Here is a 26,408-nt window from a genome sequence, read left to right on the forward strand (position 1 = left end):
ACGGTGATCTTTGACAATCGCCAGGCTAACCGCTGCCACTGACAACAGCGACGGGCTGGTGGGGACATGTCCCCACCAGCCCGTCAAAACCTGCGGCGCTCGCGGCAGCGCTACGCGCTGGCCTTCTCCATGACCTCGTCGCTCACGTCGAAGTTGGCGAAGACGTTCTGCACGTCGTCGCTGTCCTCCAGGGCGTCGATCAGCTTGAAGATCTTCTTGGCGCCCTCCTCGTCCAGCTCGACCTGCATGGTCGGGACGAAGTTGGCCTCGGCGGAGTCGTAGTCGATGCCGGCGTCCTGGAGAGCGGTGCGAACCGCGACCAAGTCGGTGGCCTCGCTGAGCACCTCGAAGGACTCGCCCAGGTCGTTGACCTCCTCGGCACCCGCCTCGAGTACGGCACCCAGGACGTCGTCCTCGGACAGTTCGCCCTTGGGGACGATGACGACGCCCTTGCGGTTGAAGAGGTACGAGACAGAGCCCGGGTCGGCCATCGAGCCGCCGTTACGGGTCATGGCGACGCGTACGTCGGAGGCGGCGCGGTTGCGGTTGTCGGTGAGGCACTCGATGAGCACCGCGACACCGTTCGGACCGTAACCCTCGTACATGATGGTCTCGTAGTCGGCGCCACCCGCCTCGAGACCACCACCGCGCTTGATCGCGGAGTCGATGTTCTTGTTCGGGACCGACGACTTCTTCGCCTTCTGCACGGCGTCGTACAGTGTCGGATTGCCGTCCAGGTCCACGCCGCCCATGCGCGCCGCGACCTCGATGTTCTTGATCAGCTTCGCGAAGAGCTTGCCGCGCTTGGCGTCGATCACGGCCTTCTTGTGCTTCGTCGTGGCCCATTTAGAGTGGCCGGACATCTGCCTGTCTCCTTCGCGTAACCCATCTCTGTCCGAACGCCAGAGATCCTACAAGGACTCCGCTGTACGGTCCGCGCGCACCATGTCGACAAACAGACCGTGCACGCGGTGGTCGCCGGTCAGTTCCGGGTGGAACGACGTGGCGAGCGCATTGCCCTGGCGTACGGCGACGATGTGGCCCTCGTGCTCGGCGAGCACCTCGGCCTCGGCGCCGACGGACTCGACCCAGGGGGCGCGGATGAAAACGCCCTCTACAGGATCGCCCTCAACGCCCTTCACGTCGACGGCCGCTTCGAAGGATTCATTCTGCCGTCCGAAGGCGTTGCGGCGCACGATCATGTCGATGCCGCCGATGGTCTCCTGGCCCGAGCGCGGATCGAGGATCTTGTCGGCGAGCATGATCATGCCGGCGCAGGTGCCGTAGACGGGCATTCCGGCCCGCACGCGCGCGCGGAGGGGCCCCATCACTCCGAAGAGGACGGCCAGCTTGGAGATGGTGGTGGACTCGCCGCCGGGGATGATCAGTCCGTCGACGTCGGCGAGTTCCTCGGGGCGCCGCACCGGCCTGGCCGCGGCGTCTGCCGCGGCCAGGGCGATGAGGTGCTCCCGTACGTCGCCCTGGAGGGCCAGGACTCCTATGACGGGTGCTTCAGTCATGGGTGCTTACCAGCCGCGGTTCGCGTAGCGCTCGGCCTCGGGGAGGGTGTCGCAGTTGATGCCGACCATGGCCTCGCCCAGGTTGCGGGAGGCGTCCGCGATGATCTTGGGGTCGTCGTAGAAGGTGGTGGCCTTCACGATGGCGGCGGCGCGCTTGGCCGGGTCGCCCGACTTGAAGATGCCGGAGCCGACGAAGACGCCCTCGGCGCCGAGCTGGCGCATGAGCGCGGCATCGGCGGGGGTGGCCACACCGCCGGCCGAGAACAGCACCACCGGGAGCTTGCCGAGTTCGGCGACCTCCTTGACGAGCTCGTACGGGGCGCGGAGGTCCTTGGCGGCGGCGTACAGCTCGTTGTTGTCGTAGCCCTTGAGGCGGGCGATCTCGTTCTTGATCTGGCGCAGGTGGCGGACCGCCTCGACGACGTTGCCCGTGCCGGCCTCGCCCTTGGAGCGGATCATGGCTGCGCCCTCGGCGATGCGGCGCAGAGCCTCGCCGAGGTTGGTGGCGCCGCAGACGAACGGGGTCGTGAAGGCCCACTTGTCGGAGTGGTTGACCTCGTCGGCCGGGGTGAGGACCTCGGACTCGTCGATGTAGTCGACGCCGAGTGACTGCAGGACCTGGGCCTCCACGAAGTGGCCGATCCGCGACTTGGCCATCACCGGGATGGACACGGCTTCGATGATGCCCTCGATCATGTCCGGGTCGGACATGCGGGCCACGCCGCCGTCCTTGCGGATGTCTGCCGGGACCCGCTCCAGAGCCATGACGGCGACGGCTCCCGCGTCCTCGGCGATCTTCGCCTGCTCAGGCGTGACGACGTCCATGATCACGCCGCCCTTGAGCTGCTCGGCCATTCCGCGCTTCACGCGCGCGGTGCCGGTTTCGGGGGCCTGGGCGGAGTTGGAGAGCGTGCTCGACACGGGTTGACCTCACTCGGTGAAAGAGGGTTTCTGCAAACTCCGAGGAAACGTGAGGGGACCAGGCCACAGCAAGGGCCAATGGGGAGCGGGTGGCACGTTTTTTCGGCTCCCGCTGCGCTTACCCCGACCGATTACGCCGACCGATCCACCAACGCCGCCGGCGGCTCGTCGTCCATTTCGAAGGCCAGGGGGAACGGCGCGTGGCCGGCCAGGCGGAACCAGCGGACCTTGCGGTGGCGGCGCAGGGCGCGGGCGGCGCGTACGGAATCGTTGTGGAAGCGGCGGGCCATCGGCACCCGGCGGACCGCCTGGGCGAGTTCGCGGGCGGCCTGCTCACCGCCGGGGGCCTCGCGTACCGCTTCGACCTGCTGTGCCTCCCCGAAGACGGCCCGCAGGGCCTGGCTGAGATCGCTCTCGGCGACCTCCCGCTGCTCCTCCTCGGCCTGCCGGGCCGCGTGCGCCGCTTCGTAGAGCACGATCGAGGCGGCCGGATCGAGCACTCCGGAGGTGGCCAGTTCCTGTGCGACCGACGCACGCCGCAGGAGTTGCGCGTCGAGGGCGGCACGCGCGGCATCGATCCGGGCGTGCAGCCGGTCGAGTCGGCCCGCGGTCCAGCACAAGTAGAGGCCGATCGCCACAAGGGCGACCACGATCCAGATCAGGGTGGAGGTCACGGGCGCACAGGCTACCCGTGCAGGACGAGGCCTCCTGCGCGGCCCGGGGCCGCACGCGGATCACCCCGGATCAGCTGAGTGCGTTACCCGTCCCGACCACTGCGAAGCGCATGGTGATCGTGTCCTCGGGCACGGCCTCCACGAGGCACCCCAGTCTCTCCCCGATCATCCGCGCCACCGCATACAACCGGATCCGCTCCTCCGGAGTGTGCGCGGGGAACCTCGCCCATCCCTGACGGGCCACCTGCGCGCCGATCTCGGCGGCGAACACCGACCGGACACGCAGCTCCTCCTCGGCCGTCAGAGGCGTCGTAGCGCCCTCCTGCGGCACTTCCCGCACATTGCGCAGTTCCCTCACCCAGTGCCCCTCTCAGTCCCGTGCCAGCCCGAACCGCGCCCGCAACCCACTGCGTTCGTCGGCGGCGACCGCCGCGGCCCCGTCCGTGACCGTCTCGTACACGGACAGGATGTCCGCCCCCACCGTCGACCAGTCGAAGCGCCGCACATGCGCGCTGCCCCGCTTACGCAGCTCCGCCCGTCGCCCGGAGTCGGCGAGCAGCCGTACCGCGGAGGCCGCCAGCGCGTCCGCGTCCTCGTTGGCGAACAGCTCCCCCGCCACGCCCTGGTCGAGGACCTGCGCGAAGGCGTCGAGGTCGGAGGCGAGCACGGGCGCGCCCGCCGACATGGCCTCGACAAGGATGATCCCGAAGCTCTCGCCGCCGGTGTTGGGGGCGACGTACAGGTCGATGCTGCGCAGGAACCGCGCCTTGTCCTCGTCGCTGATCATGCCGAGGAACTCGACGCGCGCCCGCAGCTCCTTGGGCAGCGATTCGACGGCCTCCTTCTCGTCACCGCGGCCGGCCACCAGGAGACGCGTCCGCGGCCGTTCGGCGAGGATCTTCGGGAGGGCCTTCATGAGGACCGGCAGGCCCTTGCGGGGCTCGTCGATGCGGCCGATGAAGCCGATCGTCTCCCCCTGCCACTCGGCCTTGGGCTCGGCCTTCTTGAAGAAGCCGACGTCGACGCCGTTCGGGATGACGACCGCGTCGCCGCCCAGGTGCTCCACGAGCGTGCGCCGCGCGTACTCGCTCACGGCGATCCGCGCGCTGATCTTCTCGAGGGCCGCCTGGAGGATCGAGTACGCGGCGACCATCGCCCGGGAGCGCGGGTTGGACGTGTGGAAGGTCGCGACGATGGGGCCCTGTGCGGCCCAGCAGGCCAGCAGGCCGAGCGACGGCGAGGCCGGCTCATGGATGTGGATCACGTCGAACGTGCCGTCGTGCAGCCAGCGCCGCACCCGCGCGGCCGACAGGAAGCCGAAGTTGAGCCGGGCCACCGAGCCGTTGTACGGCACCGGAACCGCGCGGCCCGCCGACACGACGTACGGCGGCAGGGGGGTCTCGTCGTCCGCAGGAGCGAGGACGGACACCTCGTGCCCGAGGCGGATGAGGTGCTCGGCCAGATCGCGGATGTGGAACTGGACGCCGCCGGGGACGTCCCAGGAGTACGGGCAGACGATGCCGATCCTCACGGGCGCTCCCCGTTCAACGGCTCGGGGCGGGGTTCCAGGTCAGCGAGCCACAAGCGCTGGAGCATGTGCCAGTCCTCCGGATGTTCGGCGATACCCGTGGCGAAGGCGTCGGCCAGCGCCTGCGTCATGACAGACGTCTTCTCGGCCCGGGTACCTGTCTCGGGGACCTCAACCGGAGGATGCACACGGCCCCGCATCACGGGCGAGTCGTCGTACCAGAGCGTCACCGGCAGCAGCAGGGCGCCCGTCTGCTGGGCGAGCAGCGCCGGGCCCGCGGGCATCCGCGTCGACTCGCCGAAGAACTTCACCTCGACCCCGGAGGCGGACAGATCGCGGTCCGCGACCAGGCAGACCATGCCTCCGTCGCGCAGCCGGCGGGCCAGCGTGCCGAACACGGACGCGTCGTGCGCGAGCACCTCCATGCCGAGGCCCTCGCGATAGGCGACGAAACGGTCGTACAGCGTCTCCGGCTTGAGCCGCTCGGCGACCGTGGTGAAGGGTGTCTCCAGCTTGGTGGTGACCCAGGCGCCGGCGAGGTCCCAGTTGCCCAGGTGCGGCAGCGCGAGGATGACGCCCTTGCCGGATGCGAGCCCGTCGGTCAGATAGTGCAGGTCCTTGGCGGTGAAGCCGTTCTTGATGCGCTCACTGCTCCAGGCGGGCAGCCGGAAGGACTCCATCCAGTAGCGCAGATACGAGCGCATACCCGCCCTGGAGAGCTCGGCGAGCCGCTCGGGGGTCGCGTCGGGCACCACGCGCGCGTAGTTGGATTCCAGGCGGCGTACGCCCTTGCCGCGCCGCTTCCAGGTGATGTCGGCGATGGCCCTGCCGAGCCGTACGGCGACGGGCTCGGGGAGCTTCTTGACGGTGCTCCAGCCCAGGGCGTACGCGCCGTCCGTCAGCCGTTCCCGCAGACCGCTCACGACGTGGCCTCGCTGCTCTGTGAGCTGGTCTGTGGGGCGCTCTCCGGACCCGGGTCCCGGCCGTTGTCCTTGCCGCTGTTCTCGCCGTCCTGCCGGTCGCCTTCCTGACCGGGCGCGGCATCCGCCTCCGCGGCCTCCCTGCGCACCGTGACGACCCGCTGGATCAGCGTGACGACGCTGCCGACGGCGACGATCCACAGGGCGATGGGCAGCAGTACGTGAATGCCGGGTACCCCGAAGGTTTCGAAGCCCGCAAGGCCGGCCGCGACCAGCGAGATCACCAGGCGCTCGGCCCGCTCGACGAGGCCGTTGACGGCGACGGGCAGGCCGATCGACTCGCCACGGGCCTTCGTGTACGAGACCACCTGACCGCTGGCCAGGCAGAAGATCGAGACGGCGCACAGGACGTTGTCGTCGCCACTGCCCGCGTACCAGAGCGCGAAGCCGCCGAAGATCGCGCTGTCCGCGACCCGGTCGAGGGTCGAGTCCAGGAAGGCGCCCCAGCGGCTGGAGCGGCCCAGCTGGCGGGCCATGTTGCCGTCGACGAGGTCCGAGAACACGAACAGCGTGATGACGATCGTGCCCCAGAAGAACTCGCCCCTGGGGAAGAAGACCAGCGCGCCCGCGACCACTCCCGCCGTGCCCAGGAGCGTGACCGTGTCGGGGCTGACGCCGCGGCGGATCAGAAACGCGGCGAACGGTGTGAGAACACGCGTGAAGAAAGCACGCGCGTACTTGTTCAGCATGGCCTTCCCGAGGGTCGGTGTGGCCGGGCGGCCCCTGCTGGCCACCGGCTGGCCCATCGTAGCCACGCGCGTGCGTGGGCGGCGGGCGGGACCCTGAGCGCACGATCACGTCCTTTGTATGGACGCGCCGTAACCTGAGTGGAAAGCTCGAAAGGACCGCGGGCGTCACCGGAGCCGCCAACCGCACGCGGCACGCGGGTCCGCATGTCCGCGCCCACAAATGACCTCACCGTGCACGGGAGGCAAGGCCATGGGCGACAAGGCGAACGCACACCCCGGAGCCGCCGGCAGGGCTACGGCGGCCGACCACCCCGCGTCCGTACGGAATGTGGTGCTGGTCGGCCACTCCGGATCGGGCAAGACGACTCTGGTGGAGGCTCTCGCGCTGACCGCGGGGGCGGTGAACAGGGCGGGCCGTGTGGAGGACGGCGGCACCGTCTCCGACTACGACGAGATCGAGCACCGGCAGCAACGGTCGGTACAGCTCTCCCTGGTGCCCGTCGAATGGGGCGGGTGCAAGATCAATGTTCTGGACACTCCCGGATACGCCGACTTCGTCGGGGAGCTGCGGGCCGGTCTGCGAGCGGCGGACGCGGCCCTTTTCGTTGTCTCGGCCTCGGACGGGGTGGACGGCTCGACCCGCATGGTGTGGGAGGAGTGCGCGGCGGTCGGTATGCCGCGGGCCATCGTGATCACCCACCTCGAAGCGGCCAGAGCCGATTTCGACGAGATGACGCGGACCTGCGCGGAGGCCTTCGGCGCCGACGACCCGGACGCCGTACTGCCCCTGTATCTGCCGCTCCACGGAGCGCCGGGCCCCGACGGGCACGCGCCCGTGACGGGCCTGATCGGACTGCTCTCGCAGAAGCTGTTCGACTACTCCTCCGGAGAGCGCAAGGAGTCCGAACCGGGCCCCGACCAGCTGCCGCTCATCGAGGAGGCCCGCAACCGGCTGATCGAGGGCATCATCGCCGAGAGCGAGGACGAGACCCTCATGGACCGCTATCTCGGCGGCGAGGAGATCGACTTCAAGACGCTCGTACAGGACCTGGAGCGGGCCGTGGCGCGCGGGGTCTTCTTCCCGGTGCTGGCCGCCGCACCCGCCACCGAGGGCGCCCGTCAGGGCCTGGGCACGGTCGAGCTGCTGGAGCTCATCACCGGCGGCTTCCCGACTCCACTGGAGCCCGCGACGCCCACGGTCACCACTCCGGACGGCAAACCACGCGAGATCAAGGCCTGCGACCCGAACGGGCCGCTGGTCGCCGAGGTCGTGAAGACGGCGAGCGACCCCTACGTGGGCCGGATCTCCCTCGTACGCGTCTTCTCGGGCACCCTTCGGCCCGACCAGACGGTGCACGTCTCCGGGCACGGGCTCGCCGATCGCGGGCACGAGGACCACGACGTCGACGAACGCGTCGGCGCCCTGTCCGCGCCCTTCGGCAAGCAGCAGCGCACCCTCTCGCACGCCATCGCGGGCGACATGGCGTGTGTGGCCAAGCTGAACCGCGCCGAGACCGGCGACACGCTCTCGGCCAAGGACGACCCGCTGCTCATGGAGCCGTGGGAGATGCCCGACCCGCTGCTGCCGCTGGCCATCCACGCGCACAGCAAGGCGGACGAGGACAAGCTCTCGCAGGGCCTGAGCCGGCTGGTCGCCGAGGACCCCACGATGCGCCTGGAACAGAACCAGGACACCCACCAGGTGGTCCTGTGGTGCCTCGGCGAGGCCCACGCGGACGTCGCCCTGGAACGGCTGCGCAGCCGGTACGGCGTCCAGGTCGATGTCGTACCGCACAAGGTCTCCCTACGGGAGACGTTCGCCGCCAAGTCGGCCGGGCGCGGCCGTCATGTGAAGCAGTCCGGCGGGCACGGGCAGTACGCGATCTGCGAGATCGAGGTCGAGCCGCTGCCCGGTGGCTCCGGCATCGAGTTCGTCGACAAGGTCGTCGGGGGTGCCGTGCCCCGGCAGTTCATCCCGTCCGTCGAGAAGGGCGTACGCGCCCAGGCCGCCAAGGGTGTGGCCGCGGGCTATCCGCTCATCGACGTACGGGTGACGCTGCTCGACGGCAAGGCGCACTCGGTGGACTCCTCCGACGCCGCGTTCCAGACCGCCGGCGCGCTCGCCCTGCGCGAGGCCGCCGCCGACGCGAAGATCCATCTTCTGGAGCCGGTCGCCGAGGTGTCGGTCCTGGTCGGCGACGACTACGTGGGCGCCGTGATGAGCGATCTGTCGGGGCGGCGCGGCCGAGTCGTCGGCACCGAACAGGCGGGCGGCGGACGGACGCTCGTACGGGCCGAGGTCCCCGAGATCGAGATCGACCGGTACGCGGTCGACCTGCGCTCCCTCTCGCACGGCACCGCACGGTTCAGCCGGCGTTACGCACGGCATGAGCCGATGCCGGCACATCTGGCCGAGAAGATCCGCGAACAGGCCCAGGACTCCCCCTAGTTGATCCCCCGTAGGGTCGGCGGACAGCTTCGGCTGTCCGCCGACGATTGTCAGTCCTGGCGGATACTCTGAGAACCTGATCAAGACGACGACCTGATCAACAGGTGTGCGGAGTACGGAAGTCGGGAAAAGCCGCAGCAGCGGAGCAAGGCGGCGATGGGGGCGGTCAGTGGCGGATGACGGATTCGATTTCAGGCCCGGGGCACAGATCCCGCTCCAGGGTGCCGCGGGACAGACGGCGGCGACGTTCGCCCTGGCCTCGGCGGCGTACCGCGACGACTCCGTCGACAAGATCCTCGAAGCCAACAGCGAATGGCACAAGTCGACCGTCAAGCCGGGCCGCAAGTGGGCGACGATCTGCAAGCCGAACCTGGGTGAGGCGTTCGCCCGCGCCGTGCAGCTGAGGATGCTGGGCGGTGCCCGCAAGCCGCTCATCCAGTCGTTCGGCACGGAGCCGCAGGTCGTCGTCGAGCACTGCCTGGCGGCGAACCGCATCCGCAAGGAGCGGGACAGCTGGCTCACCGCCGTGATGGTGCTGACCGGTCTGATCTTCCTGCCCGGTCTGCTCGTCTGGCTGCTGGTCTTCCAGATCCGCCGGACGATCGACAAGACCACCGACAAACGTGCCTCCGCCCTCGCCACCGCCCTCCTGATCGGCGTGGCCGCCCTCGCCGTGATCTTCCTGATCCGGATGCCGTTCACCGGCTTCTGGGCCTGGTACGCGCGCGCGGCGGTCGTCGCGCCCGTCCTCGGCTGGTTCTGGGCGAGGCAGATCTGCGAGCGTACGGCGAAGGACATGCGCGAGCGCTGGGCCAGTCTGCTGTCCGGCGGCGGCGTCGGCGCCAAGATCCCCGAGGCGGTGCCCGGCAGTCCCGGTGAGACCGCGGCCGAGCGGCTGCGCCAGGGGCTGGCCCGACTGACCGCCGAGCAGCAGTCCAACTCCGTGTTCTACGCGGGCCCCAAGGGCATACTCGGCATGGGAACACGCTGGGGCAGCTGGCATCTCGCCGAGGATCTGGTGCCGGCAGACGCCGACAAGGAGATCCACCCCTTCCGCAGCTGGGACGTCATACGGTCGATCCACGACCAGCTGCGCATGCTGGAGCGCGGACCGCTCAACACCGGTGGTTTCCCGAAGCCATCGATACGGCACTGGGTGGTCACGCCGATCGGTGAGAACGCCAAGGAGGTGTCCCGGCCGGGGGGTACGGACGTGGACGCGTACCAGATCAAAACCCACGCCATCCAGGACATCTGCAACAAGCAGCAGTTCGGCAGCGGTGACCGGCACTATCTCGGGGTCCAATGGACGCTCTGGGACGGCCAGTTGATCATCACGATGCTGATCACCGTGACCGTGCTGCACGAGACCTTGCGGATCGAGGTCACCGGTCATGCCCTGGGGCCCGTGCACTCCCTGTTCACCTCGAAGCCCGAGGCCAAGACGAAGGAAGTCGCCAAGACGGTCAAGTTCTGGGAGACGACGGAGCGGAAGCTGCCGCTGGTCGAGACCGACGAGGTGGTACGGCTCGCGGTGCGCGCCCCCTTCACCTGGTATCCGCCGATCCTCGACTGGCTGGGCGGCAAGCTGGTCCTCCCCGAGCCCTTCGGCCTGCGCCACGCCTGGGCCGACAAGCCCTGGCGCCACCGCTTCATGGCCGACGACGCCCTGCGCGCCGCGACGCCGATCCTCCGCGTGGTCCACGCCGCAGCCATCCGCGTCCTCGACGAGAACGGCGTGAACACCGAAAAGTTCGGCACCCGCTCGGCGTTCCTGAGCACCCAGGTCCAGGACGCGGCGCCCAGCAAGGCAGACGTCTACGACGCGTAGGCCTCCGGCGGTTCAGCGGGGGTGGGGTGCCCGGAGGCAAGGGTGCCCGGTGACGCCTGGTGCAGTACCGCGCCACCTTAAGGGGCGCGGGCTGTATCAATTTGCGGCTCCGCCGCGATGGGGGTCCCCCTGCTCATGGGGGTCCCCCCGCTCGAGCGAAGCCGAGAGTGGGGGGAGAAGTCGAGAGTGGGGGAGCGACCAGCCACGACGAACCCGCAGCAGTCACTGCACCCCATCTCCCCCGCGCCCGGCCGGCCAGGCCTCCGCAAGCATCTTCCGCGTATCCGCCAGGAGTTGAGGCAGGATCTTGGTGTGCCCGACGACGGGCATGAAGTTCGTGTCGCCGCCCCACCGAGGCACGACATGCTGGTGAAGGTGCGCGGCGATCCCCGCGCCCGCGACTCCACCCTGGTTCATGCCGATATTGAACCCGTGCGCCCCCGAAGCGGAGCGCAACGCAGCCATCGCCTGCTTCGTCAGCTCGGCGAGCTCCGCGGTCTCCTCAACGGTCAGCTCGGTGTAGTCCGCGACGTGCCGGTAGGGCACGACCATCAGGTGGCCACCGTTGTACGGGTACAGGTTGAGCACCGCGTAGACCTGCTCACCCCGCTTGATGACGAGCCCGTCCTCATCGGACTTGGCCGGGATCGAGCAGAACGGGCAGCCGTCGTCGGCACCCGGGCCGCTGGGCTTGCCCTCCCCCTGGATGTACGCCATCCGATGGGGCGTCCACAAGCGCTGGAACGCGTCCTGCGTCCCCACCCCGATCTGCTGCTCCGGCTCACTCGTCATGTGGTGCAGCATATGGCTTCACACACCATGCACGGCAAAGGCCCCCGGGGAAAACCCGGGGGCCAGAACCCCGCTGCGGCAGGGCCGGGATCACACCTGGACCCGGCGCTCCACCACATCCACGAGCTTCGCCAGCGCCTCGTCCCGGGGAATGCCGTTCTCCTGCGAACCGTCGCGGTAGCGGAACGACACCGTGTCGGCGTTCATGTCGTCGTCACCGACGATGATCATGAACGGGATCTTCTGCTTCTGTGCCGTTCTGATCTTCTTCTGCATGCGATCCGAGGACGAGTCGACCTCGACGCGCAGCCCCCTTTTCTTGGCCTCCGCGGCGAACTTCTGCAGGTACTCCACGTGCGCGTCCCCAACCGGGATACCAACCGCCTGAACAGGCGCCAGCCACGCCGGGAACGCCCCCGCGTAGTGCTCAAGGAGCACCGCGAAGAACCGCTCGATGGAGCCGAACAAAGCCCGGTGGATCATGACCGGCCGCTGCTTGGAGCCGTCGGGCCCGGTGTACTCCAGCTCGAAGCGCTCCGGCAGGTTGAAGTCGAGCTGGATCGTCGACATCTGCCAAGTACGGCCGATGGCATCGCGCGCCTGCACGGAGATCTTCGGCCCGTAGAAGGCGGCGCCGCCCGGATCCGGGACCAGCGGGAGGCCCTGCTTCTCGGCCACCTGCCGCAGCGTCTCGGTGGCTTCCTCCCATGCCTCGTCCGAGCCGACGAACTTGGTCTCGTCCTTGGTCGACAGCTCCAGGTAGAAGTCGGTCAGGCCGTAGTCCCGCAGCAGATTCAGCACGAAGGTCAGCGTCTTGTCGAGCTCGTCGGCCATCTGCTCGCGCGTGCAGTAGATGTGCGCGTCGTCCTGGGTGAAGCCGCGCGCCCTGGTCAGACCGTGCACGACGCCCGACTTCTCGTACCGGTACACCGTCCCGAACTCGAAGAGCCTGAGCGGCAGTTCACGATACGAACGCCCGCGCGCGTCGAAGATCAGGTTGTGCATCGGGCAGTTCATGGGCTTCAGGTAGTAGTCCACGCCCTCGTCGAGCTGCATGGGCGGGTACATACCGTCCGCGTACCAGTCCAGGTGCCCCGAGGTCTCGAAGAGCTTCCCCTTGGTGGCGTGCGGGGTGTAGACGAACTCGTACCCCTCTTCCTCGTGGCGCCGACGCGAGTAATCCTCCATGACCCGGCGGACGACACCGCCCTTGGGATGGAAGACGGCCAGCCCCGACCCGATCTGCTCAGGAATCGAGAACAGGTCGAGTTCGCTGCCCAGCTTGCGGTGGTCGCGCTTCTCGGCCTCGGCGAGGAATTCGAGGTGCGCCTTCAGCTCGTCCTTGGACGGCCAGGCAGTGCCGTAGATGCGCTGAAGCTGCTTGTTCTTCTCGCTGCCGCGCCAATACGCCGAAGCGTTGCGCATCAGCTTGAACGCCGGGATGTTCCGGGTGGTCGGCAGGTGCGGACCCCGGCAGAGGTCCTTCCAGCACAGGTCGCCGGTCTTGGCGTCGATGTTGTCGTAGATGGTCAGCTCACCGGCGCCCACCTCGACGTCCGCGCCGTCGTCCGACGAAGCCGAGCCCTTCAGCCCGATGAGCTCCAGCTTGTACGGCTCCGAAGCCAGCTCCGCGCGCGCGGCCTCGTCCGTCACCACACGCCGCGAAAAACGCTGACCGCGCTTCTGGATCTCCTGCATCTTCTTCTCGACGGCCTTGAGGTCCTCGGGCGTGAACGGCTTCTCCACGTCGAAGTCGTAGTAGAAGCCGTCCTTGACCGGCGGACCGATGCCCAGCTTGGCCTCGGGGAAGAGCTCCTGCACGGCCTGCGCCATGACGTGCGCGGTGGAGTGTCGCAGGATGTTCAGACCGTCCTCGGAGGAGATCTCGACGCCCTCGACGGTCTCGCCGTCCTTCACCTCGTACGCGAGGTCCCTCAGCTCGCCCGCCACACGCGCGGCAACGATGGTGCGCTCTCCGGCGAAGAGTTCGGCGGCCGTAGTGCCCGTCGTCACCACGCGCTCTTCCCGCTCGGAATCGCGTTGGATGATCACACGGACGTCTGACACCGGTCTCTCCTGACTGAAGGGTGGGTGCGCGCGCAACTGCGCGCGCAGACAGGAATCGTACCGAGGCCGGGGCACTCACCGCGAAACCGTCCCGTCTCAGTCCCCGCCGCACGCCTCTTCAAAGAAATCAAGGTTCTCCTGGAGCGACTTCATCAGCCGGTCCCGCTCCGCCTCGTCCACCTGCACGGGCGCGACCCCGGACGCCCCGGTCAGCCGCCGGAAGCCGCCCCGGCTCTCCAGCCGCCCGTGTACCCGCACCGGCAGCCCCACCAGATGGGCATGGCCCGCGATCCGGTACGCCTCCTCGTCGAGGGTCATCCGTACGTGCGGGACCTCGGCGCCCGCGATGACCCGCAGCCGAACGGTGCCGTCACCGCGCGGCGCCGACCTGCGCATCCGTACCACCGCGCCCGTGATCCGCACCGCCACGGACGGCTCCTCGCGCAGATAGCGGGCGCCGGCCTCGCGCAGGACGGGCAGGTCGCCGGGTGAGAACTCGACGGGTTCGGCGGGCGTCGCGCAGCCTTCGGGAACTCCGGCGGCGGGCGCCCACTCGACGGCGATCCGGGCGCCTTCCGTGCCCTTCACGAGGGCCACGAGAGCCTCCGTGAGCTCATAGCTGACGCCCGCCTCAACGGCGCCGTCGAAGGCGTCCATGCCGCCGGTGGCGCGCTGGTAGTCGATGGCCTCGCGGGCCGCGTACACCGCCTGGTGGAGCCGGACAGCGAGGGGCCGGCCGGTGGCGACGGGCACGAAGGCGGTGAGCTGACGGCCGCCCGGCGCGGCTCCGACGAGCACGTTCTCCAGGGACGCGGCGGCGGGCCTGCGGTGCCGGGCGCCGTAATAGCCCGCACGCGCGCGTGCCGCGAGGGCGCCCGCGAGGAGCATGTGGCGGGCGGCCTTGCGCAGCTGCTCCTCCACGGTCCACGCCGCGGCGCCCAAGGGCCCGGTGGGTACGTCGCGCCACCAGCGGATCTCGTCGCTGGGCACGGCGAGGCCGACCAGGACGTCGCGTGCGGAGGGCGAGCCGCTGCGCGACAGCGCGAGAAGGGCCTCGCCGAGGAGGTCCTCGCTGTCGGGGAACGCCCGGCTCTCCGGCACGAGCAGGCTGGTGCCGGCGCCGCCGGGCCCGGGTGGGGTCCAGCGGCCGTACCGTCCGGCGGCTCCGCCGCGGCGCTGCCAGCCGTGCCGGTGCAGCAGCGCGCTGAGGACGGCGGGGTCGACCTGGTCGGGCTTGGGTGGCTGGTCCCACTGGTCAGGCGGCTCCACTGGGTGGGGCCTGGCTGGTCGTGCCGGTTCGTCGGTCGGGCGGTGCGTCACGGTCTGCCTCCCGTTCCGACCCGCGTCATGATCTCGCAGAGTGCCCGGTCGTCGAAGATGCGCGAGGTCGGTATCCGCACGGTGGTCCTGCGCCGGCCGGTGATGCGATGTCCGGCGAGGTTGATCCAGTAGCAGCAGTGCCGCAGGTCGAGCCGGTCGTGGCTGGCGCGCAGCCAGTCGTCCTGGGATCTGGGCACGAGCATCACGACCAGTATTTTGTGCACCGAGACCGGGCTGCGGGCGAGCTTCTCCAGGTGGGCGTTGTCGAGCGTGAAGGAGAAGGCCGGGCCCGGGGGGTTCGGCGGGATCTGGTACGTGCACTTGAGCTGCACCTTGATGGTGACTTCGTCGTCGACCGTGTGCCCGGGGGCGCTGTGGCTGACGTGCCAGTCGATGCCGTTGTCCGGAAAGGGCTGGGACAGGGAACAGCCCGCGGCCGCCGCGACCGCGTGCAGATAACCGACCTGCAGTGTCTCCATGCAGGCGGTGGTGGCGAGTGTGCCGCGATGCGGTGTTGTCCGCTGAGGCAGCAGCCCGCCCTGTTCGGGCTGCGCGATGGCCATCTCCAACAGCCTTCCGAAACCGGTGAATCCCCGCGACGGGCCGCTGAACTGCAAAGACCCGTATCTCTGTTGTCTCCTCCCGGCGTACGGCGCAAACAGTACGGGTATCACCGAATCGGGCAGAGGGCGGCGTAGACGGTGCGTCAACTGCCGAGGGTGAATGAGGAGTTGCGTGCGTATGACGTGCTGGTACGAAGGGCCACTGGCCGCGTTCGACACCGAGACGACGGGTGTGAACGTGGAGACCGACCGGATCGTGTCGGCCGCCGTCGTCGTCCAGGACGCTTCCGGAGGCCGGCCGCGGGTGAGCCGCTGGCTGGTCAATCCGGGCGTTCCGGTGCCCGAAGGGGCAACGGCGGTACACGGTCTGACGGAGGATCACCTGCAGCGCAACGGCCGCTGGCCGTCGCCGGTGATGGACGAGATAGTGAGGGAGCTGGCCGAGCAGAGCGCGGCGGGACGCCCGCTCGTGGTGATGAACGCGCCGTTCGATCTGACGCTGCTCGACCGGGAGTTGCGCCGGCATCGGGCGTCGTCGCTGCATCACTGGTTCGAGACCGTGCCGCTGCGCGTGCTCGATCCGCGGGTCCTCGACAAACACCTGGACCGCTACCGCAAGGGCCGCCGCACGCTGACCGACCTGTGCGCGCACTACGACGTGGAGTTGACGGGCGCCCATGACGCGGCGGCCGACGCGCTCGCCGCGATGGACGTCGTACGCGCGGTGGGGCGTCGTTTCGCGGCCCGCCTGGAGCGGCTCTCACCGGCCGAACTGCACACGCTGCAGGCGGTGTGGCACGCGGCTCAGGCCCGCGGCCTGGAGGCGTGGTTCGCACGCAGCGGCACGGAGGAGGCGGTCGACCCGGCGTGGCCTCTGCGACCGGAACTCCCGGCGGCGGCGTAAGCCCTGGAGCAGGTCCCGGCACAAGCCCTGACATGCGAAAACCGGTCCGTCTGTGACGGACCGGCTGTCTCCGGGTGGGCGATACTGGGTTCGAACCAGTGACCTCTTCGGTGTGAACGAAGCGCTCTCCCACTGAGCTAATCGCCCGGGAACGCACTGAACCATACAGGTCGACGGCGGTTTCCTTCAAACGGCTTGTCGGTGCTCACGCAGGTACGCGGCCAGCCCGCGCCGCCCCGCCCGCATCATCAGCGCGTGGTTGGCGCGGAACGCCGGCCGCCCCGGCACGGCGAGGCGCCGCAACAGGGGCTTGGTCACATGGACCTCCTGGTCGTAGCGGGCGCGCGTGCCCGGACCGTCGGACGAGAGCGTCCAGCGTGCCCAGCCGTCCACGTCGCCCGTCATCGCGATCTCCAGGACCCCGGCCGCCCGGTCGCGGCGCACCTCCCGCGCGGTGAACACCAGGTCGTACGGGAGCAGCGAGCGGATACGGACGGTCCCGCTGCGGTCGTCGATCCGCGTCACCTCACGGACCTGCGGCCACCACCGGGGGTAGTTCTCGGCGTCGGCCAGCACGTCGTACACGTCGTCGGCCGGGGCGCCGAGTACCCACAGACTGCGGAAGCGGTAGTACGTCCAGTCCATGGCCCGAGTCTGCCCACTGACCCGGTGGTTGCCTCCCGCACTCGCCGGTCGTTGCGCGCGGCGAGTGCGGGAGGAGCTGGGGAGGTTGCGTCAGGCGACCGTCATGACGGGATCTTGTCGCCGACCAGCGCCAGGTTCTGGATCGCCGCCAGCCCGTACAGCGCCGTCGCGTTGGTGGACACCCACGCCGCCTCGCTGCCGGGCACCAGGGCGGTCGGGCCCTCGATCTTCTTCGTGGACCAGTCGGTGGACTCCTTGTAGTCCCAGGGGTCGGCGCTGTTGTAGAACTGCCGCCATGCCCGCGCGGCCAGCTTGTCGTCGCCCAACTGGACGGCGGCGTAAGCGTCCTGGCGTGAGTGGCCCTGGAAGAGCAGCAGGTTGCCGAAGTTGGAGCCGTAGCGGGCGGCCTGTTCCGCCTTGGTGGCGTTGAAGTAGCGGCAGTAGTCCAGCCACGCCTCCTTGAACTTCGGCATGTCGATCTGGTCGATGAGCTCGGCGTTCAGCTCGACCAGGCCGAACATCGCCGACAGGTGCGAGACGCTGACCTTGGCTTCCTTGTCCACGGCGAACTTGCCGGTGTCCAGGTCGTACAGCGCGTTGCCCTGGACGAAGCCGTTGGGCTGGGCGGCGATGGTCTCCATGGTGGACAGAACCCTGGCCTTGGCCTTCTCCCACTTGGGGCCGCGCCGTTCCCACTCAGTGAGCCATGCGGAGACGAGGCCGCTCCAGTCGGTACCGAAGCCGATGGAGAGGGCGTTGCGGTCGGGGGTGTAGGGCTCGGTGCGGATCTTACGGATGGGGTCGAGGACGAGGAACGTCTCGTCGGAGTCGACGTTGGCGTGCATGAGGTCGCCGACGCGTTCGTCGGCGGTGAGGAAGTAGTAGTAGCGGCGGTAGGTGGTGTTGGCGATGCGCTGCTGCTTGGCGCTGTCCGCGTAGTGCTGGACGCCGTGCCGGGTGCCGAGGCCCGCCCACTCGCCGAGGTGGTAGACGTCGACCTCGCCGGTGTGCCGGGTCATGGCCTCGGCGAAGCGGAAGATGTCGGCGCGGCCGGAGCGCATGTACGCGAACCAGAGCCACAGGTCGGGCGAGAGCTCGGAGTTGTCCCAGGCGTAGCCTCCGACGTCGTAACACCACTGGTGACGGCTCGGGTCGTAGCTGTGCATGATGTCGCCGTAGTCCCAGAAGCCGTACCAACGGCGCATCTCCACCTGATCCTTGTAATAGGTGAAGAGGAAGTCGAGGTGGTCCTCGATCTTCGCCTTGGCGGCCGTGGAGCGGTCCGGCTCGGAGAACAGCTTGCCGAAGACGCCCGCCTTGATGAGGTGCCCCGGCGGAGCGGCGAGCTGCGCCGGGGTGCGTACGGCCTCTACCTGCTTGGCCATCTGCTCGGCGCTCGGCGTGGACTCATGGGCCCAGAAGAGGAGTTCGCTGGTGCGGGCGATGCCGTAGGGGGTGCCGAAGCCGGGTTCGTAGTCCTCGTAGGTGATGTTGAGGCCTTCGAGCTGTTCGGGGTACGTGTCCTGGCCCATGCCGTCGTGGTAGAAGCGCAGGTCCATGGGCTGCGCCTCGGGCGACCAGAGCCACATCGTGACCTCGGCCTCGTCTGTCTGGGCATTGCGGATGTCGAGCTGGGCGGGGAACTTCTCCCAGAAGTCCCGCAGCCCAAAGGCGAATCCGCCGGACGCGCCGCCGACGTACCCGAAGCCGCTGGCCCGCCGGCCGCCGCCCGCGGGGATCCAGCCGTGGCCCTTCTTGGTGCGCTTGCGCACGCCGAAACCGTCGGCGGAGAGCTGCGAGAGGGTGTAGTCGCCCCACTCGGGGATGTACTGGAGCCGGGTGGTGACCCGCTGGTCCCAGGTGGACGGGTCGGGCAGCTTCTTGCCCTCGAACTGGGCCGTGCGGACGGCCGCCCCCGGGTCGCGCCGCAGCCCGGTGATGCCCTTGACGGCCTCGCGCAGCAGACCGGTGCCCTCGCCGCCGATGCGGATGTGCCGGTCGTACGCGGCGTCCCGCATCGGCACGGTGAAGCGGACGCCGAGCCCGCGGATGAAGTCGCCGCTCGCCTTGCCGGGCTCCTGCTTCCCGTCGAACGTGATGGTGTGCACCATGCGGAACGACTCGGCGCCCGCGAAGAAGTAAAGGCGGATCGAGAACGGCAGCCAACTCCGGTCGCCCTTACGGTGCTTGCCGTCGATGCGGACGACTGCGCGGACCGGCCCGTCCTGCTCGACCTCGACCTTGGAGATGGCGCTCTCGAACCGGTCGCACTTCTGCGTGCCCTGGTCGCCGTCCTCGATCTCGGGCTGGCGCAGCAGCACGAGACGGCCGTTCTTGGCGATCTCGGTGGAGCCGCGGGTGACGGACTTGATGAGCGTGGAGCCGCTCTTGCCGATCTTCGCGGTGATGACACCGGTCGATATGTCGATGGTGCCGCCGCTCTTGTCGACGGTGACCTTCTTCTCGGGGGCTGCGGGCGCACCGGCGGCGAGCGTGAGCTTCCCGGAGCCGACGCCGGTGCCGACCGCGTGCGCGGTCCACTTCAGCGAGCCGTCCGGCCAGTAGCCGATGGGCCAGGACTGGACCGGCACCTCCTTGCCGTCGGCGTCCTTCAGCGCGAACGTCTGGTCCTTGTCGTACGCGCCCTTCGGCCAGGGCACGCCCACCGTGGAGCCAGGGGCGGCGCCGAGTCCGCCCTCCTCCAGCCAGTCCAGAGTCACCGGGTCGGCGTCGCCCGGCTCGGCTCTGGGCGCGGCCTGCGCGTCTTGGGTGCCCAAGGCCCAGCTGAACTGGGCGGCGGCGCCGGCGACTGCGGCGGCCTTGAGGAGGGACCTGCGGGGGATGGGAGACATGGCCTTTCCTTTCCGTGCGGGGAAGTCAGGGGCATGACAGAGAGAGATACGACGCCGGGGCGCCGACCTTGTTTGAGCTGCGGCCGCTCAGCGGCGCCGACCGCGCGCCTCCACGGCGAGGGCCGCCGCCGCGACGGCCCCCAGGACGGGGACCGCGAGCGGCGCGACGAACCAGGCGGAGCAGGCCACCACGACCAGTCCGCCGACGAGCAGAAAGGACCCGGCAGGATCGAGGACAGTACGGCGTCCGGCAGCCCCGAGCAGCACCCGCCACGACGCCCCGGGCTCCCAGACCGCCGCCGCACGCATCCCGGCGACGACCAGTCCGATCAGGGCGAACATCCCGACGGCGCCGACGAGCGGCCCGCCGGGGATCCCGGCACGTACGGCCTGCACGTCCACCCAGACCGCGACGGCCGCGACCCAGCCTGCGACGCCGACGACCCACCCGCGACGCACGGCCGCCCGGAAGTCGGCGACGAACTCCCGCCAGCCGCCGCCCTGATGGTCCGTACGACGCCGCAGATGCCGCGCCCCGGCGGCGAACGCGGCCGGGTAGGTGACCACGGGCAGCGAGGCCACCGCGATCCACACGCCCGTCAGCAGACACTCGGCGAAGAGCGCGAACCGCTCGGCGAAGACGGACTCCCGCGGCGTACCGCGTGTCTTGGCAGATGCCTGGCTCATCCTGCGCACCTCAGCCCTTCAGACCCGACGTCGCCATGCCGTCGATCAAATAGCGCTGGAAGGTCAGAAAGAAGGCGAGAACCGGCAGAAGGGCGACGAGCGACATGGCGATCATGCCGCCGTAGTTCGCCAGCCCTTCTTGGTCGACGAACATCTTCAGGCCGAGCGAGACCGTGTACTTGTCGGGCTCGTTGAGGTAGATCAGCGGGCCCATGAAGTCGTTCCAGGAGTTGATGAAGGTGAAGATCGCGCTGGTGATCAGGGCCGGACGGCACAGCGGCAGCACGATCGACCAGTAGATGCGGAAGTGCCCGCAGCCGTCGAGGCGGGCGGCCTCGTCGAGCTCCTTGGGCAGGTTGCGCATGAACTGCACCATCAGGAAGACGAAGAACGCTTCGATGGCGAGGTACTTGCCCAGCAGGAGCGGCGTGTACGTGTTGATCATGTTCATGTTGCGGAACAGCACGTACTGCGGGATGAGCAGCACGTGGTACGGCAGCAGGAGCGTGCCGATCATCAGCGTGAACATCAGGTTGCGGCCCGCGAACTTGATCTTCGCGAAGGCGTACGCGGTCAGCGAGCACGAGATCACGATCCCGATCACCGAACCGACCGCGAGGAAAAGCGAGTTGAGGAAGAACGTGGAGATCGAGATGTCCGCGATGCCCTCGGTGAGGCCCGTGTAGTTGGAGATGATCGGGGAGCTGGGGAAGAGGTCCAGGCTACCGACGATGTCTTCGCTCTTCTTGAAGGATCCGCCGATGACCCAGATCACCGGGTAGAGGATGACCGCGAGGATCGCCAGGGACCCGATGTGCCAGGCGAGCGAACCGGGCAGCCTGCGCCGGAAGTTGCCCGCCTTCGTCGACTGCCCCTGAGTCGGCGTGATCTCTGTGACCTGCGCGCTCATGAGGCGCCCTCCTCGTAGTGCACCCAGCGCTTCTGGGACCAGAACAGCACCGCCGTCACCAGGGCGACCGCGACCAGCAGCATCCAGGCCATGGCGGACGCCAGGCCCATCCGGCTGTTCTCGAAGCCCTGGACGTAGAGGTAACAGGTATAGACCATCGAACCGTCCGCGGGACCACAGGCGTTGCCTCCGGCGCCACCGCCCACGATGTACGCGGAGCTGAAGATCTGGAAGGAGTGGATGGTCTCCAGAAGGACGTTGAAGAAGAGGACCGGGGAAATCATCGGCAGCGTGATGTTCCAGAACCGCCGCAGCTTGCCCGCCCCATCGACCTCGGCCGCTTCGTACAACTCCTGCGGGACCTGCTTGAGGCCGGCCAGGAAGATGACCATGGGGGCGCCGAACTGCCAGACGGTGAGCGCCACCAGGCTGTAGATGATCATGTCCGGGTCGCCGGTCCAGCCGCCGACGTTCACCCCGAAGATCTTCTGCGTACGGTCGACGATCGCGTCGTCAGAGAAGATCGCCTTCCAGACGATGGCGATGGAGACGCTCGCCCCGATCAGCGACGGCGCGTAGAACGCGGCCCGGTAGAAGGCCTGCCCGCGCCGCTTCTGGGCGAGGAGCAGGGCCACACCGAGGGCGGCGAGCAGCTTGAGCGGCGTACCGACGATGACGTACCAGATCGTCACCCGCACAGAGTGACGCCAGCGTGGGTCGCCGAACATCTCGGAGAAGTTGTCGAGGCCGATCCACTTGGGCGAGTCGAACAGGTTGTAGTCGGTGAACGCGAAATAGAGCGAGGCGACCATCGGGCCCGCTGTGAGCAGCAGGAATCCGGCGATCCAGGGGGACATGAAGAGATAGCCGGCCAGGTTCTCCCGGCGGCCCCGCCGCTTGAGTTCGGCGGGGCGCGGGGATTTCACCGGACCGTGCCGCGGCTCGGAGTCCTTGGACAGGTCCTCCATCGCAGGGGCGTGTGTCACGGTGGTTCCCATCAGCTGCTGAGAGCCGTCTTCGACTCGGTGAAGAACTGCTTGACGGCGTCGTCCACCGACCGCTTGCCCAGGCCGAGTTCCTCGGCGATACGCAGGAAGGCGGCCTCGCAGATGTCGGCGCCGTTCGGGTGCGGGGTGATGGGCTCCAGGACGCCCGCCGCGACGAGGGACTCCTCGTAGGCGGCTATCTCCTTGTTGACCGGGTCGGTCGGCTTGTACGCGTCGAACTGGGCCTGCGTCGCGGGCACACCGCGGTCATAGCCCATGATCTTGGCGACCTCGGGATCATGCACCATGAAGTCGATGAACTGGGCGACTTCCTTGGGATGCTGAGTGCGCTTGGAACCGCTGAGCATGAGGGAGCCGAGGTACTGGCCGGTCTTCTTGCCGTCCGTGGTCGGGATCGGGGCGAGGCCGTACTCGCTCTTGCCCTCGGCGGTGTAACGAACCGTGAAGTTGTCCCAGGTGAACTCACCGCCCGCGAGCTCCGCGGCGACCGCGGACTTGGGCTTGATCTGGGCGACCTTCTTCGGGTCGGTGTAGATACCCGACTCCACACCCTTCTCGGCCTTGGTCCACCAGTCCTTGAGGTCCGCCTCGGTGAACCCGAGGCCGTCCTCGGTGAAGAACGCCTTGCCGTTCTGGCGCAGATACAGGTCGTAGAGGTACATGACGCCGTACATACCGCTGTCGCCGGAGCGACCCGCCTTGTCACGGATGCTCTTCATCGCCGCATCGAAGTCGTCCCAGGTCCAGCCCTGCTCCGGCTTCACGCCGGCCTTGGTGTAGACGGGCTTGTCGATGACCAGGGCCATCGAGTTGGAGCCGACCGGCACGCCGAGGAGCTTGCCGTCGACCTCGCCGAACTTCTCCAGACCGGCGCGGAAACCGTCCATGGAGAGGTTGCCCGCCTTGACCTGCTCGCTGAGATCGAGCAGCACATTCTTCGCGTCGTATTTGCGCAGGAATCCGATGGCGTTCTGGAAGACATCGGGCGGATTGCCGCCGGAGGCCTGGGTATTGAACTTCTTCCAGAAGTCGAGGTAGGGCTGAAAGTCCGTTTTCACCTTGATCTTCGGGTACTTCTTTTCAAAGAGCTTGATGGTTTCATTGATCCGCTTGGCGCGGTCTTCAGCACCCCACCACGCGTAACGGATCGTCACCGTCCCGTCCCCGGCGCCGCTCCCGCCCCCACAGGCCGTCGCCGTTGCCCCCAGCCCCAGCGCGGCCAGTGAGGCTCCCCCCGCCTTGAGGATCGTTCGCCTCTCAACTTTTCTGTTCTGCTGCATGGTTGAGCCTCCCCGCGACGTTGCGTCCGCCCCATGAATCGTTTCAAGTAAGCGCTTGCTGGCACAAGTTACGGAGGCCCTCCGGGCACGTCAATGACTCGGACAGGAATTGATGTGGACGGGGTCGCTCGCGCGACGGCATGAACGGGGGTGGTGGGGCTGGAGTGTTGGACGACTATGCAGGTGGGGTGGGTGAGGTCGACCGGTCGAACGGTGGGTGGCTTGCGGAAGTTGAGGAGGGTGGGGAGGAAAGTCAGAGGCGGGCTGGGGAGTTGACGGGTGATCGGGAAGCGAGGCGGGCATCGAGAGTGGGCGCGGGGAGGTGGTCGCGGTCCCGCGAACGCGAAGAGGTGTAGCGAGTCGGCTCCATGACTCGCGGGGCGATGGAGCCAGGTCCTGGTCGAAGGCCGACGGCGAGGGCTGGGGACAAGTGGCAGATCCGAGCCAGAGACAGCCAGGAAAATGGCTGGCCAGGAGGCGGGGGGCGGCGATTGGGTGACCCGGATCTGCCATTTGGTGTTACGCCCCGAGCCGGCCCGGCACACCTCAGCCGCGCGGCGACCCACAAGGTCACGTCCGTGGACACGGGGTACCGGCTGTGGGTATGACACATCCGAGAGATCTGTAGCATCCGCAGATCTACCTCCCCGTGGGCCACCGCCGCACACCACGTGCGGGACGCGGCCTGAGAATGACCGGGCGGTGGGCGGGCGCCCGGTGAGACGGCGGAGGGTCGGGGCGGCCGCAGCGGGCCGGGCAGCGCCCGGACGGGGAGCCGTACGCGACAGTCGCGGGCCGAGGCGTCGGCCCGGGCAGCGCGGCAGGTCTCCGGCGGCAACGCCGGGCGGCGCGAGCCAAGACGCGGGCTCTGCGCGACGGAACCTATGGCGCACGTCCAGGTGTGGCTCGGGTGCGTCCAGGATGGGATCCGTAGACCCTGGTCAGGCGCCTGCGAGCAGCCCCGAACCGCAAGCCTTCGCCGCTTTCCGCCGCCTCGGCCGACATCAGGGACGTACGACCTGGCCTGTGGCTGCTGGAAGCCCCGGCCCATCCGAGATGCCCAGGATGCGTACGCAGGTAGCGGAGCCCTCCGCCGCCTCCACCCGGTGCGATCTCGCGCCGGTGGACCTTCTGGGGCACCAGGCGAACTAAAGCGCTCACCTCAACGGACCCCATGGGGGTGCGGGTGGCGAAGCCCCCGCCTCGCGCGGCGAAGCCGCGCAAAAACGACGAGGGCGACCCGGTCCGCGCCTTCCGCAGACATGGGTCGCCCTCGCACTCGTGGGCGATACTGGGATCGAACCAGTGACCTCTTCGGTGTGAACGAAGCGCTCTCCCGCTGAGCTAATCGCCCGGACGTAGGAAAACATTACCCCATGTCAGGGGGTGCTTCCGACAGCCCGCCGAGCACGCGGAGCACCGCTACTCCTTGATCTTCCACGGCATCACGAAGCCGAACCGATAGAAGTAGATCCCCGCCAGCACCCCGACGATCACCAGACCGATCGTCGTCAGGATGATGTTACGTCTGCGCACCTTGGGATCGAGCGCCCGCTGCGTCGCTTCTGTGACCTTGCGCTTCGTCCAGCGGAGCACCAGCTGCGCCCAGACGAACTCGGTGGCCCAGATCGCCATGCCGCCGAAGATCACCAGCCAGCCCGGCCCGGGCAGCGGCAGCATGATCACGCCGGCCACCACGACCGCGAGGCCCACCACGAACACGCCCACCTGCCAGCTCAGGTGCAGCATGCGTCGCGCCTTGATGAATTCCGGCGCACGCGATCCGAGCGCCGACTCGCTCTTCGTCTCATCGGCCGCCACGACGGCCTCCCCCGTTTCGTCACTCCCCGTATTCATACGGCCAAACCCTACCGGACACAAACCAGTCGCTGAAATGGTCGTAGTCGACGAACGCACACTCGGCCGGATGAGCTACCTAAAGACACGCAAAACACTCAGAGGGGTTTACAACGGCACCGTGGGTGGCATGTCGATTTCGCCGACGTGCGAATCCCCGAGCGCACACTGAGCGAAAGGCCCTGGCGCTTATGAACACCACGGTCAGCTGCGAGCTGCACCTGCGCCTCGTTGTGTCGAGCGAGTCCTCACTGCCCGTTCCCGCAGGACTGCGGTATGACACGGCCGATCCCTACGCCGTGCACGCCACCTTCCACACCGGAGCCGAGGAAACCGTCGAGTGGGTGTTCGCCCGCGATCTCCTCGCCGAGGGACTGCACCGGCCCACCGGCACGGGCGACGTCCGTGTCTGGCCGTCCCGCAGTCACGGTCAGGGCGTCGTGTGCATTGCCCTGAGCTCCCCGGAGGGGGAGGCTCTGCTCGAGGCCCCGGCGCGGGCCCTGGAGTCGTTCCTGAAGCGAACGGACGCCGCCGTCCCCCCGGGCACGGAGCACCGCCATTTCGATCTCGACACGGAGCTCTCGCACATCCTGGCCGAAAGCTAGGACGAGGCCCCGCACAAGCCGCCCGGCGCCGTCCACTCGGGGAGACGGCACGGGCTCGGACAGCCCATACGGTATACACCGGCGCCGTCGCCGCGGATTCCGCGGAGGCGGCGTCGACGTGCGTACTCCCAGGCATGGACGAACGCGTGCATGCCCCAAGTGCGACCCAACGCCTGCGTGCCCCCGACCCCGGTCAAACGTACGCTCGACACCAGGACACGTACCGGCTCTGCCCATCCGGCCGCTCGGCATGGATGGCGCCGAGTCCCCCGTGTCACGGAGCCGCTAGCATCGGCCAGCACCGGCGGGCGCCCGCCCGACCCCAGG

General features: G+C 68.6%; 23 protein-coding genes and 2 tRNA genes. 4 read left to right on the forward strand and 21 right to left on the reverse strand.

Annotated elements, in window-relative coordinates; genetic code table 11:
• Nucleotides 1-110: 110 nt before the first annotated feature.
• The 8 genes from ACYVO6_RS00670 to pgsA form a co-directional block, all read right to left on the reverse strand.
• Nucleotides 111-863 carry a YebC/PmpR family DNA-binding transcriptional regulator gene (locus tag ACYVO6_RS00670; RefSeq protein ID WP_033324912.1) on the reverse strand — a complete coding sequence of 251 codons (753 nt, stop codon included), beginning with the start codon at nucleotides 861-863 and terminating at the stop codon, nucleotides 111-113.
• 48 nt (nucleotides 864-911) lie between these two features.
• A complete protein-coding gene (gene pdxT, locus ACYVO6_RS00675) occupies nucleotides 912-1,520 on the reverse strand; it encodes a pyridoxal 5'-phosphate synthase glutaminase subunit PdxT (RefSeq protein ID WP_461056407.1) in 609 nt (202 codons plus the stop codon).
• Between the two features lie 6 nt (nucleotides 1,521-1,526).
• The gene (gene pdxS, locus ACYVO6_RS00680; RefSeq protein WP_033324909.1) at nucleotides 1,527-2,441 is read right to left on the reverse strand and encodes a pyridoxal 5'-phosphate synthase lyase subunit PdxS; all 915 of its coding nucleotides are present in this window, start codon (nucleotides 2,439-2,441) and stop codon (nucleotides 1,527-1,529) included.
• Between the two features lie 131 nt (nucleotides 2,442-2,572).
• Complete coding sequence (locus ACYVO6_RS00685; RefSeq protein WP_461056408.1) at nucleotides 2,573-3,115, reverse strand: hypothetical protein; 543 nt, start codon at nucleotides 3,113-3,115, stop codon at nucleotides 2,573-2,575.
• A 70-nt stretch (nucleotides 3,116-3,185) separates the two neighbouring features.
• Entirely contained in the window at nucleotides 3,186-3,473 is a 288-nt protein-coding gene (locus tag ACYVO6_RS00690) for a hypothetical protein (RefSeq protein WP_461056409.1), read from the reverse strand.
• 12 nt (nucleotides 3,474-3,485) lie between these two features.
• Nucleotides 3,486-4,646, reverse strand: coding sequence for a glycosyltransferase family 4 protein (locus ACYVO6_RS00695; RefSeq protein WP_461056410.1), 1,161 nt, complete (start codon nucleotides 4,644-4,646; stop codon nucleotides 3,486-3,488).
• Nucleotides 4,643-5,566, reverse strand: coding sequence for a phosphatidylinositol mannoside acyltransferase (locus ACYVO6_RS00700; protein ID WP_461056411.1), 924 nt, complete (start codon nucleotides 5,564-5,566; stop codon nucleotides 4,643-4,645). Before ACYVO6_RS00700 ends, ACYVO6_RS00695 begins: the two co-directional genes overlap by 4 nt.
• A complete protein-coding gene (pgsA, locus tag ACYVO6_RS00705; protein ID WP_461056710.1) occupies nucleotides 5,563-6,369 on the reverse strand; it encodes a phosphatidylinositol phosphate synthase in 807 nt (268 codons plus the stop codon). Before pgsA ends, ACYVO6_RS00700 begins: the two co-directional genes overlap by 4 nt.
• Before the next feature lie 193 nt (nucleotides 6,370-6,562).
• On the opposite strand from pgsA, the gene ACYVO6_RS00710 reads away from it, so the two are divergent.
• On the forward strand, nucleotides 6,563-8,761 hold the full coding sequence (locus ACYVO6_RS00710; RefSeq protein ID WP_461056412.1) for an elongation factor G-like protein EF-G2: 2,199 nt from the start codon (nucleotides 6,563-6,565) through the stop codon (nucleotides 8,759-8,761).
• Between the two features lie 169 nt (nucleotides 8,762-8,930).
• Complete coding sequence (locus tag ACYVO6_RS00715; protein ID WP_461056413.1) at nucleotides 8,931-10,592, forward strand: hypothetical protein; 1,662 nt, start codon at nucleotides 8,931-8,933, stop codon at nucleotides 10,590-10,592.
• Between the two features lie 222 nt (nucleotides 10,593-10,814).
• On the opposite strand, the gene ACYVO6_RS00720 is transcribed toward ACYVO6_RS00715, so the two are convergent.
• The 4 genes from ACYVO6_RS00720 to ACYVO6_RS00735 all read right to left on the reverse strand — a co-directional run bounded on the left by ACYVO6_RS00720 (nucleotide 10,815) and on the right by ACYVO6_RS00735 (nucleotide 15,334).
• Nucleotides 10,815-11,396 (reverse strand): HIT family protein, encoded by a 582-nt coding sequence (locus ACYVO6_RS00720; protein ID WP_461056414.1) that lies wholly within the window; start codon nucleotides 11,394-11,396, stop codon nucleotides 10,815-10,817.
• Between the two features lie 78 nt (nucleotides 11,397-11,474).
• Nucleotides 11,475-13,451 carry a threonine--tRNA ligase gene (gene thrS / locus ACYVO6_RS00725; RefSeq protein WP_461056415.1) on the reverse strand — a complete coding sequence of 659 codons (1,977 nt, stop codon included), beginning with the start codon at nucleotides 13,449-13,451 and terminating at the stop codon, nucleotides 11,475-11,477.
• A gap of 96 nt (nucleotides 13,452-13,547) precedes the next feature.
• Nucleotides 13,548-14,771, reverse strand: a complete 1,224-nt coding sequence (locus tag ACYVO6_RS00730) for a hypothetical protein (RefSeq protein ID WP_461056416.1) — start codon at nucleotides 14,769-14,771, stop codon at nucleotides 13,548-13,550.
• Complete coding sequence (locus tag ACYVO6_RS00735; protein WP_461056417.1) at nucleotides 14,768-15,334, reverse strand: DUF4365 domain-containing protein; 567 nt, start codon at nucleotides 15,332-15,334, stop codon at nucleotides 14,768-14,770. The genes ACYVO6_RS00730 and ACYVO6_RS00735 overlap by 4 nt, the downstream gene beginning before the upstream one ends.
• Nucleotides 15,335-15,512: 178 nt before the next feature.
• Here ACYVO6_RS00735 and ACYVO6_RS00740 point away from each other — a divergent pair, with 178 nt between their 5' ends.
• On the forward strand, nucleotides 15,513-16,238 hold the full coding sequence (locus tag ACYVO6_RS00740) for an exonuclease domain-containing protein (protein ID WP_461056418.1): 726 nt from the start codon (nucleotides 15,513-15,515) through the stop codon (nucleotides 16,236-16,238).
• A gap of 75 nt (nucleotides 16,239-16,313) precedes the next feature.
• Here the strand turns inward: ACYVO6_RS00740 and ACYVO6_RS00745 are convergent.
• The 9 genes from ACYVO6_RS00745 to ACYVO6_RS00785 all read right to left on the reverse strand — a co-directional run bounded on the left by ACYVO6_RS00745 (nucleotide 16,314) and on the right by ACYVO6_RS00785 (nucleotide 25,476).
• A tRNA-Val gene (locus tag ACYVO6_RS00745) sits at nucleotides 16,314-16,385 on the reverse strand.
• Nucleotides 16,386-16,424: 39 nt separating this feature from the next.
• Entirely contained in the window at nucleotides 16,425-16,883 is a 459-nt protein-coding gene (locus ACYVO6_RS00750; protein WP_461056419.1) for an SRPBCC family protein, read from the reverse strand.
• A 101-nt stretch (nucleotides 16,884-16,984) separates the two neighbouring features.
• Complete coding sequence (locus tag ACYVO6_RS00755) at nucleotides 16,985-19,735, reverse strand: exo-rhamnogalacturonan lyase family protein (protein WP_461056420.1); 2,751 nt, start codon at nucleotides 19,733-19,735, stop codon at nucleotides 16,985-16,987.
• Nucleotides 19,736-19,822: 87 nt separating this feature from the next.
• Nucleotides 19,823-20,422 (reverse strand): hypothetical protein, encoded by a 600-nt coding sequence (locus ACYVO6_RS00760; RefSeq protein WP_461056421.1) that lies wholly within the window; start codon nucleotides 20,420-20,422, stop codon nucleotides 19,823-19,825.
• 10 nt (nucleotides 20,423-20,432) lie between these two features.
• Nucleotides 20,433-21,332 (reverse strand): carbohydrate ABC transporter permease, encoded by a 900-nt coding sequence (locus tag ACYVO6_RS00765; protein ID WP_461056422.1) that lies wholly within the window; start codon nucleotides 21,330-21,332, stop codon nucleotides 20,433-20,435.
• Entirely contained in the window at nucleotides 21,329-22,330 is a 1,002-nt protein-coding gene (locus ACYVO6_RS00770) for a carbohydrate ABC transporter permease (protein ID WP_461056423.1), read from the reverse strand. Before ACYVO6_RS00770 ends, ACYVO6_RS00765 begins: the two co-directional genes overlap by 4 nt.
• Nucleotides 22,330-23,619: an ABC transporter substrate-binding protein gene (locus tag ACYVO6_RS00775; RefSeq protein ID WP_461056424.1), complete on the reverse strand. Its 1,290-nt coding sequence runs from the start codon at nucleotides 23,617-23,619 to the stop codon at nucleotides 22,330-22,332. Before ACYVO6_RS00775 ends, ACYVO6_RS00770 begins: the two co-directional genes overlap by 1 nt.
• Before the next feature lie 1,282 nt (nucleotides 23,620-24,901).
• Nucleotides 24,902-24,973, reverse strand: a tRNA-Val gene (locus ACYVO6_RS00780).
• A 68-nt stretch (nucleotides 24,974-25,041) separates the two neighbouring features.
• A complete protein-coding gene (locus ACYVO6_RS00785) occupies nucleotides 25,042-25,476 on the reverse strand; it encodes a TIGR02611 family protein (RefSeq protein WP_461056425.1) in 435 nt (144 codons plus the stop codon).
• Nucleotides 25,477-25,667: 191 nt separating this feature from the next.
• Here ACYVO6_RS00785 and ACYVO6_RS00790 point away from each other — a divergent pair, with 191 nt between their 5' ends.
• A complete protein-coding gene (locus tag ACYVO6_RS00790; protein ID WP_003959770.1) occupies nucleotides 25,668-26,081 on the forward strand; it encodes an SsgA family sporulation/cell division regulator in 414 nt (137 codons plus the stop codon).
• Nucleotides 26,082-26,408: the final 327 nt, after the last annotated feature.

It is taken from the genome of Streptomyces pseudoechinosporeus (assembly GCF_054783935.1).

Bases quoted from the DNA above. Each gene is read 5' to 3' on its own strand.
- ACYVO6_RS00790 (WP_003959770.1), top strand. From the start codon at position 25,668: ATGAACACCACGGTCAGCTGCGAGCTGCACCTGCGCCTCGTTGTGTCG.
- ACYVO6_RS00760 (WP_461056421.1), bottom strand. From the start codon at position 20,422: ATGAGCCAGGCATCTGCCAAGACACGCGGTACGCCGCGGGAGTCCGTC.
- pdxT (WP_461056407.1), bottom strand. From the start codon at position 1,520: ATGACTGAAGCACCCGTCATAGGAGTCCTGGCCCTCCAGGGCGACGTA.
- pgsA (WP_461056710.1), bottom strand. From the start codon at position 6,369: ATGGGCCAGCCGGTGGCCAGCAGGGGCCGCCCGGCCACACCGACCCTC.
- ACYVO6_RS00740 (WP_461056418.1), top strand. From the start codon at position 15,513: ATGACGTGCTGGTACGAAGGGCCACTGGCCGCGTTCGACACCGAGACG.
- ACYVO6_RS00720 (WP_461056414.1), bottom strand. From the start codon at position 11,396: ATGCTGCACCACATGACGAGTGAGCCGGAGCAGCAGATCGGGGTGGGG.
- ACYVO6_RS00765 (WP_461056422.1), bottom strand. From the start codon at position 21,332: ATGAGCGCGCAGGTCACAGAGATCACGCCGACTCAGGGGCAGTCGACG.
- ACYVO6_RS00750 (WP_461056419.1), bottom strand. From the start codon at position 16,883: ATGGACTGGACGTACTACCGCTTCCGCAGTCTGTGGGTACTCGGCGCC.
- ACYVO6_RS00710 (WP_461056412.1), top strand. From the start codon at position 6,563: ATGGGCGACAAGGCGAACGCACACCCCGGAGCCGCCGGCAGGGCTACG.
- ACYVO6_RS00770 (WP_461056423.1), bottom strand. From the start codon at position 22,330: ATGGGAACCACCGTGACACACGCCCCTGCGATGGAGGACCTGTCCAAG.
- ACYVO6_RS00735 (WP_461056417.1), bottom strand. From the start codon at position 15,334: ATGGCCATCGCGCAGCCCGAACAGGGCGGGCTGCTGCCTCAGCGGACA.
- ACYVO6_RS00755 (WP_461056420.1), bottom strand. From the start codon at position 19,735: ATGTCTCCCATCCCCCGCAGGTCCCTCCTCAAGGCCGCCGCAGTCGCC.
- ACYVO6_RS00785 (WP_461056425.1), bottom strand. From the start codon at position 25,476: ATGAATACGGGGAGTGACGAAACGGGGGAGGCCGTCGTGGCGGCCGAT.
- ACYVO6_RS00670 (WP_033324912.1), bottom strand. From the start codon at position 863: ATGTCCGGCCACTCTAAATGGGCCACGACGAAGCACAAGAAGGCCGTG.
- ACYVO6_RS00775 (WP_461056424.1), bottom strand. From the start codon at position 23,619: ATGCAGCAGAACAGAAAAGTTGAGAGGCGAACGATCCTCAAGGCGGGG.